Annotated in this window: 13 protein-coding genes; 9 read left to right on the top strand and 4 right to left on the bottom strand. The window is 48.6% G+C overall.

Going from position 1 to position 15,773, the window contains the following annotated elements; genetic code table 11:
• The first annotated feature begins 382 nt into the window (after positions 1-382).
• Positions 383-1,147 carry a 5'-nucleotidase C-terminal domain-containing protein gene (locus NQ518_RS06940; RefSeq protein ID WP_227960303.1) on the top strand — a complete coding sequence of 255 codons (765 nt, stop codon included), beginning with the start codon at positions 383-385 and terminating at the stop codon, positions 1,145-1,147.
• Between the two features lie 32 nt (positions 1,148-1,179).
• Positions 1,180-2,028 carry a bifunctional metallophosphatase/5'-nucleotidase gene (locus NQ518_RS06935; protein ID WP_227960305.1) on the top strand — a complete coding sequence of 283 codons (849 nt, stop codon included), beginning with the start codon at positions 1,180-1,182 and terminating at the stop codon, positions 2,026-2,028.
• A gap of 93 nt (positions 2,029-2,121) precedes the next feature.
• On the opposite strand, the gene porT is transcribed toward NQ518_RS06935, so the two are convergent.
• Positions 2,122-2,868, bottom strand: coding sequence for a type IX secretion/gliding motility protein PorT/SprT (gene porT, locus NQ518_RS06930; protein WP_227205430.1), 747 nt, complete (start codon positions 2,866-2,868; stop codon positions 2,122-2,124).
• A 323-nt stretch (positions 2,869-3,191) separates the two neighbouring features.
• Here porT and NQ518_RS06925 point away from each other — a divergent pair, with 323 nt between their 5' ends.
• The 7 genes from NQ518_RS06925 (at position 3,192) to rodA (ending at position 12,355) form a co-directional block, all read left to right on the top strand.
• Positions 3,192-5,339, top strand: a complete 2,148-nt coding sequence (locus tag NQ518_RS06925; protein ID WP_227960307.1) for a M3 family metallopeptidase — start codon at positions 3,192-3,194, stop codon at positions 5,337-5,339.
• 586 nt (positions 5,340-5,925) lie between these two features.
• Positions 5,926-6,519 carry an IMP cyclohydrolase gene (locus NQ518_RS06920; RefSeq protein ID WP_227960310.1) on the top strand — a complete coding sequence of 198 codons (594 nt, stop codon included), beginning with the start codon at positions 5,926-5,928 and terminating at the stop codon, positions 6,517-6,519.
• A 69-nt stretch (positions 6,520-6,588) separates the two neighbouring features.
• Positions 6,589-7,611: a rod shape-determining protein gene (locus NQ518_RS06915; protein WP_004350755.1), complete on the top strand. Its 1,023-nt coding sequence runs from the start codon at positions 6,589-6,591 to the stop codon at positions 7,609-7,611.
• A 38-nt stretch (positions 7,612-7,649) separates the two neighbouring features.
• On the top strand, positions 7,650-8,513 hold the full coding sequence (mreC, locus tag NQ518_RS06910) for a rod shape-determining protein MreC (RefSeq protein ID WP_004350754.1): 864 nt from the start codon (positions 7,650-7,652) through the stop codon (positions 8,511-8,513).
• Between the two features lie 11 nt (positions 8,514-8,524).
• Complete coding sequence (gene mreD / locus NQ518_RS06905) at positions 8,525-9,025, top strand: rod shape-determining protein MreD (RefSeq protein ID WP_227960313.1); 501 nt, start codon at positions 8,525-8,527, stop codon at positions 9,023-9,025.
• Between the two features lie 29 nt (positions 9,026-9,054).
• Positions 9,055-10,905, top strand: coding sequence for a penicillin-binding protein 2 (gene mrdA / locus NQ518_RS06900; RefSeq protein WP_227960315.1), 1,851 nt, complete (start codon positions 9,055-9,057; stop codon positions 10,903-10,905).
• Positions 10,886-12,355 (top strand): rod shape-determining protein RodA, encoded by a 1,470-nt coding sequence (gene rodA / locus NQ518_RS06895; protein WP_227205442.1) that lies wholly within the window; start codon positions 10,886-10,888, stop codon positions 12,353-12,355. Before mrdA ends, rodA begins: the two co-directional genes overlap by 20 nt.
• 30 nt (positions 12,356-12,385) lie before the next feature.
• Here rodA and NQ518_RS06890 read toward each other — a convergent pair whose 3' ends face one another.
• The 3 genes from NQ518_RS06890 to NQ518_RS06880 form a co-directional block, all read right to left on the bottom strand.
• Positions 12,386-12,841 (bottom strand): gliding motility lipoprotein GldH, encoded by a 456-nt coding sequence (locus tag NQ518_RS06890; RefSeq protein WP_227205444.1) that lies wholly within the window; start codon positions 12,839-12,841, stop codon positions 12,386-12,388.
• Between the two features lie 6 nt (positions 12,842-12,847).
• Positions 12,848-14,065, bottom strand: a complete 1,218-nt coding sequence (locus NQ518_RS06885) for a PSP1 domain-containing protein (protein ID WP_227962406.1) — start codon at positions 14,063-14,065, stop codon at positions 12,848-12,850.
• An 83-nt stretch (positions 14,066-14,148) separates the two neighbouring features.
• Entirely contained in the window at positions 14,149-15,300 is a 1,152-nt protein-coding gene (locus NQ518_RS06880) for a DNA polymerase III subunit (RefSeq protein WP_227960318.1), read from the bottom strand.
• Positions 15,301-15,773 lie beyond the last annotated feature (473 nt).

Below are 15,773 nucleotides of genomic sequence, written 5' to 3'. Positions count from 1 at the left end.
TAGCACATAGGTAACACAGTGCTAACAGTTCTCTTCTAAAAATACAGCCACAATCGTATGGTATTTAGCTATTGATACTCGTGTAGTATAATAGGTTCAAATCTTGACATTGGCATAACTTATTGAGATACAGACAAGATAATTTCCTCGATTCGTACATGAGTCGGGTAAGGGAAGCAATGTTTTCAATTCATTCTTAAATGAAATAGCCGTGTTCTGCTTGATAGTCAAGTTAGTGCTGAGACAGAATTAATCATGAACAATATTGCTGAATAGTTACCTGTTGTGATGAATGGGTGTTAAATTTTATTATAAGATTACAGGTGGAAAGGATAGATGCGAATGGTTTAACTATCTTTGTACAATAAAAACAATATTTTGTATGATGCAAAAACGAATAGTAGGAGCGTGCATCGGCATGTGCATGGTGTGTGCGTCGTGCGTACATCAGTACCAACTCACGAGTGTTCAGCGCACGCGTATCGTGGTAGACCAGCGCTATGATGCCACGCATGACAAGGTTGTTGAGATGCTGATGCGACCTTATAAAGAAGATGTTGACAGTCTCATGGGACCAGTTGTGGGACGTGTGGCTCGTGACATGAGTGTGAAACGACCTGAAAGCACGCTGTCAAACTTGTTGTCCGACATCCTGGTGTGGGGCGCAAAGAAAGCCAACGACGCACCCGATTTTGCCGTTTACAATATGGGTGGCATCCGTGCGGCATTGGTCAAGGGCGACGTAACCATTGGTGATGTGGTGGATGTGGCGCCCTTTGAGAACAAGCTTTGCCTGCTTACGCTCACCGGAGCGCAGGTTCAACAGCTCTTTGAGCAGATGGCTAGCGTGGGTGGTGAAGGCGTGAGCCGCGAGGTTCGGTTGGTGATTACCAAGGATGGACGACTTAAATCGGCCTTGATTGATGGACAAAAAGTGAATCCAAACGCTAAATACCGCATCGCAACCTTGGACTATCTCGCACAAGGCAATGACAAACTCGTGGCTTTCAAGCACAAGACGGATGTGGTGTCGCCACAGGTTCACGAGAACAACGTGCGCTTCATCATCATCGACTACTTCAAACAACTGGCGGCAAAGCATGAGGAAGTAGATGCGAAGATAGAAGGAAGAATTGTCATAGAATAGATTTGACCATCAAAATGAAGGAGAAAAAACAAATGAAGAGATACCTGTTTGTAACCATGACGTTGCTCATGATGGCCGTGATGCCCATGGCGGCGCAAGACAAGACCTTGACCATTCTGCACACCAACGACACGCATAGTTGCATTTATCCCTTGAATCCCAATTTGGCCGACACGATGTTGGCGGGCCGAGGTGGATTCATTCGCCGCATCGAGATGTTGAAGCAAGAGCGGAAGAAAGACCCCGATTTGTTGCTGTTCGATAGCGGTGACTTTAGTCAAGGTTCACCTTATTACACCCTTTACAAAGGTGAAGTGGAGTTGAAGCTGATGAACAGGATGGGCTATGATGCGGGGACGATTGGCAACCACGAGTTTGATTTCGGCATGGAGAACCTCGCTTTCATCCTCCGAAACCTGCGGTTTCCCATTGTCTGCACCAACTACGATTTCACGGGAACGCCTTGTGAGGGTTTGGTCAAGCCTTACTTAATCATCAAGCGCAAAGGTATTAAGATAGGTGTGTTCGGTCTTTCGCCGGCTTTGGATGGACTGGTTGATGCCCAGAAATGCAAGGGTGTGCGGTATTTGGACCCTGTGAAGACGGCTCACGACACGGCTCTGATGCTCAAGCGCGACAAAAAATGCGACCTGGTGATTTGTATTTCACACTTGGGATGGCTGGATAGCCGCGAAGGAGATAAAGCCATGATTGCTGGGTCGCGGTATATTGACTTGGTTTTGGGCGGTCATTCGCACTCTTATTTCAAGACCTTGATGTACGCAAAGAACCTGGATGGAAAAGAGATTCCCGTCGATCAGAACGGCAAACACGCTGTATTTGTAGGAAAACTCAAACTCTCTTTCGCCAAGAAAAAATAAGGAAAAAGGCGCCGAAGCAGCGCCTTGATATCAAATAGCGGCTTGCAATCCATGGCACTTATGATGTGCAGGAAGGGTTGTAAGCCGCTTTTTTTATTCAAAATAGAAGGTGAGCACAATCATTTTGGATCGAGATCGATTCACGGACTTGGCATACGGAATCATGTTTTTGTCCTTCAAGCCGTCCGCATGCTTCGCATCGTGGCTGTTGGTCAGGCCAAACAAAAACTTCAATTCGGGTCTCAGTTTGAAATAAGGTAAGTAGAAATCGCATCCCACCCCAACCTCTGCGAATGTTTCATATCGCTTCAAGGCGATGTATTGGTCACTGTTGCCACTCAAGTTCACCATGGGATTGACGCCAGCCATGAGGTAAGGACGATGGTTGTTGAAGCGAGGTGCGGCAAAAATCAAGTCGAGTGCGGTAGAAATGTACGCCGTCTTGATATCTTGGCGTTCTTCGATGGGCTGCCCATTCGCATCCTGTTTGTTGAAATTGTGGAACGTCAGGTGGCGATTACCGAAGTACATGGCAGGGGCGATGCGGAACTGAAAGTTAGTACTCAGTCTGAATTCGCCCAGCACGCCCACCGTCAAACCTGCGTCCCACCGGTCTTGATCGGTCGTAATGAGTGCTTCGCTCGTCGAGCCATCCTCGTGAGTGATGTGCTGTGTGCCAACGTTGTTGAACTCAATGTCCTGAAAATGAGTGCCCAGCAGCACGCCGAAATGGAACGGGCGCAGGTCGGTATACGGCCGATTTTGCACCGTCCGGTCGGGCTGTGCATAGGCAACCATCGCGCATAGAGCCAACAGCAGGATGTGAAAAACCTTCTTCATGATGTATCATTAACGCTATTTTTCGGCGGATATTGCCTCGGACGTGTAGGGTTTTGTAGATAAAAAACAGAAACACAAAGTTCTTAATAGTTTTGAAAAAAGTGTCAATCTTATAGTTATCTCAAAAAATATGCTTATTTTTGTTGTCATGTCATCCAGTTTGAAGCCTAAACCTGGCGAAGCTCTTCGCTGGTTTTTCTCACCAGTCAGCAGGGGCTTTTGATGGCATAGCATGCGGTGAAGTGGAAAAATAGGTTGCTCAATGTCAACCTATTTGCCCACACCATCAGTTTAGAAAGAATGTAACCAAAATCATAAAAACTATGTATCATTATTTTAGAAAATCTTTTTTAGGAATTACAATGCTTTGCGCAGCCCTGTGTGCAACCACACTAACGGGCTGCACAGACAAGAAAGGAGCCGATTTGGACAACAACCCTTTGATGAAAGAGAGCACGCTACCTTTTGGCGCGCCTGATTTTAGTAAAATCAAAACCGAACATTTTTTGCCAGCGATGAAAGCTGGAATCGAAGAACAGCGTGAGGCCATCAAGGCCATTGTGGACAACAAAGACTCGGCGACATTCGAGAACACCATTCTGGCTTACGAAAAGAGTGGCGTATTGCTCGACCGAGTAACCAGCATCTTCTTCGGACTTACCAGTGCAGACAAGACCCCTGAGCTGGAAGAAGTAGAGAACGAGGCTGTGCCTTTGCTCACCGATTTCGACAACGAGATATCGTTCAACCAACCTTTCTTTGACCGAATCAAATATGTTTACGATCACGAATACGATAAGTTGCAAGGCGAAGACAAAAAGTTGTTGGAAGAAGTGTATAAGAACTTCGTGCGTTCTGGGGCTTTGTTGCCGGCAGATAAGAAAAAGCGCATGGAGGAAATCAACAACAAGATAGCCAAATTGCAGCAGGATTTTGGTAACATGTTGCCAAAAGCTACCAACGAAGCGGCCATTTGGGTGGACAGGGTTGAAGACCTGGCCGGACTGAGTGAGGCGGATATCGCACAGTGCAAGAAAGACGCTGAGAGCCGCGATGGCAAGGCGCCTTACTGCATCGTGATTACCAACACCACGCAACAGCCCATCTTGGCAAGCCTTGAAAACCGTGCATTGCGCGAGCGTGTGTTCAATGCTTCCATCCATCGTGTCGACGGAACAGGAAAATTCAACACCTTCCCCATCATCGTTGAGATGGCAAAGCTGCGTGCTGAGAAGGCCGAACTGATGGGATTCAAGAATTATGCGGCCTACTCGCTGGACAATACAATGGCGAAAAATATGGACAATTTGAATGCTTTCCTCAAGCAGTTGATTGGTGCTTACACGCCAAAGGCCGATGAGGAAACGCGCGCCATCGAGGCGTATGCGCAGAAAACCATGGGAACTGATTTCAAATTGCAGCCTTACGACCGGTTCTATTATTCGGCTAAGATGAAGAAAGAGCAGTTCAACTTCTCGGAAGATGAGGTGAAACCCTATTTCAACCTTGATTCTGTGCTGGTTAATGGCGTATTCTTTGCTGCCAACAAGGCTTACGGCCTTTCTTTCAAAGAGCGTACCGACCTGCCCACCTACCACAAGGACATGAAGGTGTTTGACGTGATGGACAAGGATGGCAAGCAGCTGGCATTGTTCTATGTAGACTATTTCCGCCGACCAACCAAGCGGGGTGGCGCATGGATGAGCTCGTTTGCCAAGCAAAGTAAGCTGCGCAACCAGCTGCCTATTATATATAATGTGTGCAACTTTGCCAAGGCTCCGGAAGGACAACCCACGTTGCTTACTTGGGATGAGGCAACCACCATGTTCCACGAGTTCGGCCATGCGCTGCACGGAATGCTCTCGAATTGTAAGTACAACACGTTGAGTGGAACGGCCGTGACACGCGACTTCGTAGAGATGCCCTCACAGTTTAACGAGTCGTTTGCCGTCATTCCCGAAGTGTTCGCTAACTTCGCCAAGCATTATAAGACCCAAAAGCCCATGCCGGAAGAATTGAAACAGAAGATGCTCAACTCACTTCAATTCCATTCAGCCTACGCCCTGGGCGAGAACCTGGCAGCCACCTGTCTGGATTTGGCTTGGCACAACATGACTTCATCGCAAATCCCTGCGGCCGACAAGGCTGGCGAGTTTGAGACAAAGGCACTCCAAGGAATTGGACTGTACAACGTTCAGATTCCTCCACGCTATTCTACCTCGTACTTCAACCATGTGTGGGGTGGCGGCTATGCGGCTGGCTATTACAGCTATCTGTGGTCGGAGGTGCTGGCTGTTAACGTGGCCGACTACTTCAAAGCGCATGGCGCATTGAAGCCAGAGGTTGGTCAGGCTTTCCGTGACAAGGTACTCAGCCGAGGCAACACGGGCGACCTGATGCAAATGTTCTGCGACTTTACAGGCTTGAAGGCACCGGATGCCAAGGCCTTGTTGAAGGCTCGTGGACTTTGATAGGTCTTCGTCTGACTATTGATTAGATTTTCAATTTGAGCGTTGCCTCATCTTGTTTTCCTGGCTGGTGGCCGATTTTTCAGGGCCATCAATACTGCCAAGTGAAGCAAGATGAGGCAATGTGTTTTGATGATAAGCTGACTTGTGGTGGAAAACAGTCATGCAGAATTTCCTTCATGGCACGTCCCTGGAATCGGAACATGTATTCACTTGTTATCCAAGTGTTTAGGACGGTTCTCCAGAAATATGTAGATTGCCCGTCAAAGTCATTGGGTTTGACACCCAAAGTCATTGGGTTTGGCATCCAAATGCAATGGGTTTGCGCACCAAAGTCATTGAGTTTGAAAATCCACCCCAAAAACTTGAGCAACGCACGGATGAATTGCGGCGAAAATGACGTGTAGCGTAGGGACGCACCATCCATTCGCATGGCCTTTTTCCTGATCGCGAATTTCAATTTCACATCAAAAAACCTTTTTCATTGAAAGTACCGTGCGTATTCTATGTAAAATAACGTTTTTTACAATCATTGATGCGGTTCATTCAAGTGTTTTTCGTAACTTTGTGGCCAAATACACATAAAAATATGGCTGGAGTAAAACAAATTAAAACAGCGTTGGTTTCCGTCTTTCACAAAGATGGATTGGAGGCACTGTTGGCAAAGCTGCATTCTGAGGGCGTAAAATTCCTTTCAACAGGTGGCACACAACGGTTTATCGAGTCGTTGGGCTACGAATGTCAAACGGTGGAAAGCGTGACTTCTTATCCATCTATCTTGGGCGGACGTGTCAAGACGTTGCACCCCAAGGTGTTCGGCGGCATTCTTGCTCGTCGTGAAAACGAGGGCGACAAGGCGCAGATGCAGCAATATGACATCCCGGCAATCGACTTGGTGGTGGTTGACCTTTATCCTTTCGAGGAGACAGTGGCCAGTGGTGCTTCAGAACAAGAAATCATTGAGAAGATTGACATCGGCGGTATCTCCCTGATTCGCGCTGGTGCTAAAAACTTCAACGATGTGGTTATCGTGCCCAGTAAGAACGAATATGGCATGTTGCAGGACATCCTTGACAAGAATGGCGCACAAACCACGCTCGAAGAGAGAAAGCAGTTTGCCGAACGTGCCTTTGGGGTGAGCAGCCACTATGACACGGCAATCCACCAATGGTTTGCAAAATAAAGATGATATAGGCTGGCAGGAGTTGGCTCCTTGTCGGCATTTAGGCCTAAAAATAAAACATAAACAGATATGGGATTTTTTTCTTTTATCCAAGAAATAGCAATGGACTTGGGTACCGCCAACACCATCATCATCAGTGATGACAAGATTGTGGTTGACGAACCGTCGGTTGTTGCACTGGATCGTCGCACCGACAAGATGATTGCCGTGGGTGAGAAAGCGAAGTTGATGTACGAGAAGACGCACGACAACATTCGCACCATTCGTCCGCTGCGCGACGGAGTAATCGCCGACTTTACGGCCTGCGAGCAGATGATGCGTGGCTTAATCAAGATGGTGAGGCCTGGTAGACGCTTGTTCTCAACGTCACTTCGCATGGTCATCGGGGTTCCTTCGGGCAGCACCGAGGTGGAGCTTCGCGCCGTACGCGACTCGGCAGAACATGCCGACGGTCGTGATGTGTACCTGATTTTTGAACCGATGGCGGCCGCTATTGGCATCGGCATCGACGTTGAGGCACCGGAAGGCAACATGATTGTGGACATTGGTGGCGGTAGTACCGAGATTGCCGTGATTTCGTTGGGCGGCATCGTGTCGAACAACTCCATTCGTACGGCCGGTGATGACTTAACGGCCGACATCCAGGAATACATGAGCAGGCAGCACAATGTCAAGGTGAGCGAGCGAATGGCAGAACGTATCAAGATTCACGTTGGCTCTGCGCTGACCGATTTGGGCGAAGAGGCTCCTGAAGATTATGTTGTTCATGGACCTAACAGAATCACGGCGTTGCCGATGGAGGTACCTGTTTGCTATCAAGAAATAGCGCACTGTTTGGATAAAACCATCGCCAAAATAGAGAATGCCGTGCTGTCTGCTTTGGAGGCAACACCGCCTGAGTTGTACGCTGACATCGTGAAAAATGGCATCTATCTCAGTGGTGGCGGTGCCTTGCTGCGCGGACTTGACAGGCGATTGACTGACAAAATCAACATTCCTTTCCACATTGCAGAAGATCCATTGCACAGTGTGGCAAAGGGAGCAGGCATCGCTTTGAAGAATGTAGACCGCTTCTCGTTCTTGATGAGATAACGGTTAAGGGTTTGTGACACTGAAAATCAATTGTATGCATGCGGAATCTCATTGAGTTTCTTGCAAAACACCACCATTGGTTTGTTTTTATATTGCTTGAAGCTATCAGTTTTACCTTGCTGTTCAGGTACAACAGTTACCAGAACAGCGTATGGTTCTCGTCCGCGAATGTCGTGACGGGAAAGGTTTATGAGTGGAGTTCGCAACTGGAAAAATTCTTCTCATTGGCCACGGTCAACCAGCATTTGACTCAACGAAATCTGGCTTTAGAGCAAAAAGTTGTGGAGCTTTCAGAGAAGCTGACGGCCGTGACGAAGGATTCATCATACGTCAAAGCCGATGTCACCCAGCAGTTGTCCCAGTTTAAGCAGATTCCTGCCAAGGTGGTGAGCAACTCTTTGAAGGATGCCAACAACCTCATTACTATTGATAAGGGGTCGGTTGACGGTGTGCGAAAAGACATGGGTGTGGTCAGCGGGACAGGTGTTGTGGGGATTGTTTATTTGGTTTCGTCGCACTATGCCGTCGTGATTCCGCTGCTCAACACTAAGTCGAATGTGAGTTGTAAGATTGAGAATCGCGACTATTTTGGTTTTCTCAATTGGCAAGGAGGCTCCACCGATCAGGCCTTCTTGGATGACATTCCACGGCACGCACGCTTCAAATTGCACGAAAACATCGTAACCAGTGGTTACTCATCTGTGTTCCCGCCCGGCATTTTGGTGGGAAAGATTTTGCATGTTTACAACTCTCCTGATGGCGTTTCGTATCGGTTGTGTGTTCAGCTCGCCACCGATTTCGCCACATTGCGCGATGTTTCTGTCATTGACAACACGCTGATGAAAGAACGAATTGAGGTGATGAGGGCTGCACGTGATTCGATGGAAGTGAAAGACAATTAAAGTTATTGGATATGAGTATAGACATGTTGAAAGGAATATCATTCTTTGTCCTGCTCTTGTTGCTGCAAGTGTTGGTGTTCAACCATATCCATCTCTTTGGTTTCGCTACCCCTTTGCTGTATGTTTACGTCATGTTGCTCTTCCGACGCAACTTCCCTAAGTGGGCCATCTTGTGTTGCGGATTCTTAGGGGGCTTATGTGTTGACATCTTTTCAAACACCCCTGGATTGGCAGCAGCCAGCATGACGTTCATCGGTTTGCTGCAACCTTACGTGCTGATGTTGTTCTTGCCGCGCGAAAGTGCTGATGATTTGCAGCCGTCCATGCGGTCGTTGGGCGTGGCATCGTTCTTGAATTATGCGTTGTTGCTGGTGTTTTTGTACTGCATTGTCTTTTTCACACTCGAGGCTTTCAGTTTCTTCAATTGGATGCAATGGCTCAAATGCGTGGTCGGCAGCACCATACTAACGTTAATATTGCTGCTCACTTTAGAAAACATGCGGAAGAGTTAGTGGGTTGATGAGGCTTTTGTTGCGGATGAATGAAGGATTATAATCTTGAAAAACGTAGATATGTCATAGCCGGGGTGGCCATCGTGATTGTGGTCATCTATATCATTCGTCTGTTTACCTTGCAGTTGTTAAGCGATGATTATAAGAAGAATGCCGACAGTAACGCCTTCCTCAAAAAGATAGATTATCCTTCTCGTGGCATCATTACCGATCGCCATGGCAAACTCATGGTGTACAACCAGCCTGCTTACGACATCATGGTGGTGATGAATGAGCAGAAAAACAGGATTGATACCCTCGAGTTTTGTGAAGCCTTGGGCATTACCAAAGACTTTTTTAAAGCGCGCATGGCCGAGATTAAGGATAGAAACAAAAACCCCGGTTATTCGCGTTTTACGCAACAACTCTTCATGAGTCAGTTGAGCGACAAAGAGTTCAGTGTGTTTCAAGAGAAGATGTATCGCTTTCCAGGCTTCTATGTTCAGAAGCGAAGCATTCGACAATATCAATATCCTTACGCAGCACATGTGTTGGGAGATGTGGCCGAGGTATCGCCAAGTGACATCGAAGGTGACGACTATTACCAGGCTGGCGACTATATAGGAAAGCTGGGTGTGGAGCGTTCTTACGAGAAACAGCTGCGTGGACAGAAGGGTGTTCAAATCCTGTTGCGTGACGTACATGGCAAAGTTCAAGGGAGTTATCAAAATGGTGAGCTTGATACCAAGCCCATTCCAGGCAAGAATCTCACTCTATCTCTCGACCTTAATCTGCAAGCGTTGGGTGAAAGATTGCTGCAAGGCAAGATAGGAAGCATCGTTGCCATTGAGCCTTCCACGGGCGAAGTGCTGTGTATGGTGTCGTCACCCACCTACGATCCGCGTTGGATGGTGGGGAAGAAAAGGGGAAAAGTTCATCATGCGTTGCAGCGAAACCAATGGAAACCGCTGCTGAACCGCAGCATCATGGGACAGTATCCACCGGGGTCAACCTTCAAAACAACGCAGGCTTTGACCTATCTCTCGGAGGGAATCATCTCTCCTTCCACGTCGTTTGCCTGCCATCGCGGATTCTATTACCGCGGACTTCATGTGGGTTGTCACGGTCATGCCTCACCCCTAGCGCTGGTACCAGCCATCAGTACGTCGTGCAACGCTTATTTCTGTTGGGGATTGTACTATATGATAGGCAACCGACGCAAATACAAGAACGTGCAAACCGCCATGGACACTTGGCGCGACTACATGGTGAGCATGGGCTTTGGCTATAAACTTGGCATTGATTTGCCAAGTGAAAAGCGCGGATTGATACCCAATTCGGCTTTCTATGACAAAGCCTATCATGGCTCATGGAATGGCTTGACCATCATTAGTATCTCCATTGGACAGGGAGAAGTGAACCTCACTCCCTTGCAAATTGCCAATCTTGGCGCAACCATTGCTAACCGAGGCTACTATCATGTGCCGCATGTGGTGCGCAAAGTGCAAGGCGAACCGCTCGATACCATCTTCACTCGCCGCCATTACACCAAGGCCAACAAGCGGGCATACGAATATGTTGTGGCGGGAATGCGTTCGGCTGTTGAGCGCGGAACCTGCCGTGCAGCCAACCGAGCTGATTATGCCGTGTGTGGAAAGACAGGTACGGCGCAGAATCGTGGACACGACCATTCGGTCTTCATGGGTTTCGCTCCGATGAACAACCCTAAGATTGCCATCGCCGTTTACGTGGAGAATGGCGGATTTGGTGCTGATTATGGTGTGCCAATCGGTTCTCTTATGATGGAACAATATATTAAAGGATCGCTTTCTCCGGCATCGGAAGCGAAAGCAAAAACAATGCAAAATCGTCGAATAGGATATGGCTCGAGTAACCGATAAACCCTCTGGAGTGTTTCGTTCACTTGACTGGTGGACCATTCTCATCTACATAGCGCTGCTCATCTTTGGGTGGCTCAGTGTGTGTGGAGCCAGCTATACCTATGGCGACACCGATATTTTCAGCCTCAGTACGAGGTCGGGTATGCAGATTGTGTGGATTGCCACCTCCGTCTTCTTAGGCATGGTGCTGGTTTTACTCGATGATAGATTCTACGATATGTTCTCGTACATCATCTATGTCGCATTCCTCGTACTGCTCTTTGCCACCATCTTCAATCCGCATGACATCAAAGGTTCGCGCTCATGGTTGGTGCTGGGACCGATTAGATTGCAGCCCGCAGAGTTTGCAAAGTTCGCAACAGCGTTGGCCGTGTCAAAGTTCATGGGGCGCTATGGCTTTGACATTCATCAATGGAAAGACTTCGCTATCTCCATTGGTATCGTCCTGTTGCCCATGCTCTTCATCATTGCGCAGAAAGAAACAGGTTCTGCCTTGGTTTATTTATCGTTCTTCCTGATGTTCTATCGCGAGGGAATGCCAGGCAGTGTGTTGTTTACAGGCGTGGCAATGGTGATTTATTTCGTGTTAGGTATCAAGTATGAAGATACCGCATTGTGGTCGTTACCCGTTTCTGCGGGCAAGTTCATGGTGCTGTTGTTGGTTCAGTTGTTCTCGGCTTCGATGGTGTATCTCTACTGTAAGGATAAGCGGCAAGCCCGTTTTATCTTGTTGGTGTGCTTGGGTGTCACCGCGCTCTCGCTGCTTTTTGCGCAGTTTGTGCTTCCCTTTGACGTGGTTTGGGTGCAGCTCATCGTGTCCATCGTGCTGATTGGTTATTTGGTTTATTGTTGGCTGGCCAGCCAAATGAGGAGTTATCTCTACATCGCCTTGTTTGCTGTTGGTTCAATCGTGTTCTTCTATTCGGCCGACTACGTGCTCAATAACGTGATGAAACCGCACCAACGCGTGCGTATCACCGTGCTGTTGGGGTTGGAAGAAGATGTGGCCGGTGCGGGTTATAACGTCCATCAGAGTGAGATTGCCATTGGTGCAGGCGGACTAAGGGGGAAAGGATTCCTCAATGGAACCCAAACCAAGCTGAAGTTTGTGCCCGAACAAGATACCGATTTCATCTTCTGTACGGTGGGAGAGGAAGAAGGATTCATTGGTTCTGCCGGCGTGTTGGTGCTTTTCTTGGCATTAATCTTGAGACTCATCAAGCTGGCCGAACGCCAACCGTTTGCTTTTGGGCGCATCTATGGCTATTGTGTGGCCAGCATCTTTCTGTTCCATGTCTTCATCAACGTGGGCATGGTGTTAGGACTTACGCCTGTCATCGGCATTCCGTTGCCGTTTTTCAGTTATGGTGGTTCGTCGCTTTGGGGCTTCACCCTCCTGTTATTCATCTTCCTCCGGATAGACGCGGGGCGCAACTTGGTGCACACATAACCTGAAGATAGCTCAAAAACCCCAAACCCTTTACCGTTTCGTCAGGCTCACTCCCACGTTGCTGATGCCTGGTAAAATCTCTCTTTTCATGTCATGACGCACGCTGATGTGCAGCGAATCACCTTCGTGTAAGTCCATTGAAGTGATGTCAAACGCATATTGATAGTAGCCAATTCCTTGTCCCTTGGGCACCCCATTGGCACCAATGAGTGTGCAATTGAGCGTGTCGACGTGTTTGATATGCGCCGGATGAACGGTTTGCTCAACGATGAGCGTGAGTCCCATGAAGGGATAATCGTTGTTGATTCGCAGGGCCAACGCCGATTGGTAGTGTCCCGAGGCTTTCAACTTGGGCACATCAAACGCCAAACTGTCATTCTTTTCCCAGCCTGCAAGCGGTGTATGACGAAAGGTGTCATACACTTTTTTTTCGTTGCAAGCTGCAAAAAGGATGCAAAGGATGAGTGCTACCCCCAACTTTCTCATGTCCTATCAATTATCTGCCTGACGTTCTTGATTGTCTTTTCGGGCCGTTCTCGGCCTGCGGTTTTGGTTATTTCTGCGCCGATTGTTATTGTTTCCCCGTTTTGCATTACCTTCTGAAGCCTCTGTGTTGGGCCTTTTCTTTCGGTTTTTGTTTTTGTCAAACCTACTGATGTCAGCACCGGCAAGCAAGTCTTTAGGCTTGTGTTCTTCTTTCTTCTGCCCATCATTCAAGAGCGAAGCTGGCTTTTCGCCCCGTTTGTTCATCTCAATGATTTCCTGGATGCGTTGGATATCAATCGTCTCGAGGTCCACGGCAGCGTTTTTTTCGGTAGAGTAGGTCACCATCCCTGTGAGGATGTCTGCCTTGAAATGATAATAATCCTTGTCCACCGTGTGCAATACAATCTCCCTGCTGGGCAGTTTTCGGCTGGCTTCCAGATAGTCGTCGGCCTCATAGTTGAGGCAGCATTTCAGTTTGGCGCACATTCCGGCCAACTTTTGTGGGTTCAACGAGATGTCTTGGATGCGTGCTGAATTGGTGCTAACCGATACGAAATTCTTCATCCAGGTGGCACAGCAAAGCTCTCGCCCACAGGGTCCGGTGCCGCCAATGCGCCCTGCTTCCTGCCGGGCACCAATCTGTTTCATCTCAATGCGTACGTGGAAGGTTTCGGCCAGCACTTTGATGAGCTGCCTGAAGTCTACGCGTTCGTCGGCGATATAGTAGAAGATGGCCTTGTTGCCGTCGCCCTGATACTCCACGTCGCCTATCTTCATTTGCAAACCAAGATCCTTCGCAATTTTTCTACTCTGTATCATGGTGTCGTGTTCGCGAGCCTTCGCCTCCCTGTATTTCTCCATGTCCACCTCTTTGGCGATGCGGTAGATGCGTTTAATCTCATCTTGCGACCTCAAATTGGCCTTCTTGATTTGCAGCTTCACCAGGCTTCCGGTGAGCGTCACCACGCCAATGTCGTGTCCCGGACTGGCTTCTACGGCCACGATGTCGCCCTTTTTCAGGTCCAACCCGTTCACGTTGTGGAAATATCCCTTTCGGGTATTCTTGAACTGAACCTCCACCAAGTCGGTCGTCAGGTTGTTTCCTGGGATGTCGGCCAGCCAGTCATAGGTGTTCAACTGCTTGTCTTGGCGGCCACACGAGTGGCGGCAAAGGCCTCTGTCACACCCGTTGGCTATCTTGAATTTCATATTTTTGTAATCCATTGTGTAAAAGTTGAGTGGAAGAATGCCGCTGTCACGGTTGTCGGCGGTGTGCCTTCTCGTGGACGACATTCTTGTATATATTGTTATTTTTTGATGAGCAGAACAATCATTTCCAACGCCATGTTGAAGAAAACAATCTTTGCATTGGCGTTTTGCCCGATGTCTCTTCGTGCCGAGGCGAACAGTTCTTCAATCTCCATGACGTTGGCTTCGTTGATGAATCGGGCGAAGTTCTTGGCAAAATCCTCCTCTTCCATCGTCATGTAGTTCAGCTCGGGCAGGCGAAAGTTGTACATAAAGTTTTCGCGAACCATTCTGCTGAAGTAGTCCAGCATGCGCCGCTGCTTCTCTCGTCCGTAGCCGGCAACGCCCTCAGTCCATTTCTTCAGTTCCTTCACGTTGCGCATGTACGCCAGTCGCATCAGTTGTTTGAACGTTTCCAAAAACTGTCTGTTCTCGTTGTCTGCATCCAGCGTCTCCAGTGCTTTCAGCCAGTTGCCGTTAGCCGTGCGTGCTATGCGGTGCGCCATGTCGGTTTCCAGTCCGCGTTTTTCTACCAATGCCTGCTCAATGGCCTGGTCGTCAATGCGCCTCACGTCGATGCGTTGCACGCGACTTCGGATGGTCTCGAGCAGTTTTTCGGGCTCCTCGCACACCAGGATGAATAGGGTTTGCAGGGGCGGCTCTTCCAGTAGCTTGAGCAGTTTGTTGGCACAAACCTGGTTCATGCGCTCGGGCAGCCAGATGAGGGAGATTTTGTAGCTGCCCTGACTCGATTTCAAGCTCAGCTTGCGGGTCAGCTCATCGCTCTCGGCCTCAAATATTTGGGCTTGCTGCGTGGTGGCCTTCATGCGGTCGAGCCATTGATCCATGCTGAAATAAGCGCCCTCTTTGAGCAGCGTTCGCCATTCCCGGCCAAAGTCGTCGCTCACCATCTTGTGGTCAGACGAGGTGCCTGTTGGGCGAATCACGGGGAAGGTGAAGTGCAAATCGGGATGCTCCCAGTTGCGCAGCATGGCCTCGGCATTGGTCACGGCGTGGTCGTTGTTCAGCACCGATTGCCCCTCTTCGTTGCGTTCGCCCAGCAAATAGGAGGCAAAAGCCAGCGCCAAGGCCAACTTGCCACTGCCGTACGGACCGCAAAGCATGATGGCATGGGGCACACGGTTCTCGCGCACCAGCTGTAAAAGGCGCGCCTGAGCGTCTTCCTGTCCGATTACTTCGCTGAATTTCACTGTCTCAAAATCGTTGTTGTGGGCCGTTGCCAGCTGCCTTTCCGGCTCGAGCCATCTGTTTGCAAAGTTAGTAAAAAATTCATGAATTATGCTTTGCCCTGCCGAATATTTGTCACTTCCAGGCCAAGCATGCCATCAGATGCTCCGCTCCCTTCCGCTTCCGCCATCATCCAGTGCAAGGGCGATGGATTTCAATCTCCATGCCTTTACCCGCTAAACCCGTTGACTTTACCCGCCAATCTTCATGCCTTTGTCCTCCAATCTCCATGCTATTGAAAGGCGGTTTTGGTGTTTTTGCCAACATGTTGGATTTCAGGTAGTTGCGTACATAATGCCAGATGCCCAACTTGCCATCTCTTGCGTGCGGGATGAGAAGCATTTTGAAGTTGAATCTACCTTTTTGATATATATATCGTAATATTGGTATAATTCTCCAAAAATGACTACCTTTGGGTGTTAAAACATGAAAGAAG

It is taken from the genome of Hoylesella buccalis ATCC 35310, from assembly GCF_025151385.1.
GTDB classification, from domain to species: Bacteria; Bacteroidota; Bacteroidia; order Bacteroidales; family Bacteroidaceae; genus Prevotella; species Prevotella buccalis.
The sequence above is the reverse complement of the archived record's forward strand: the minus strand, read 5'-3'. Positions and strand labels throughout refer to the sequence as shown.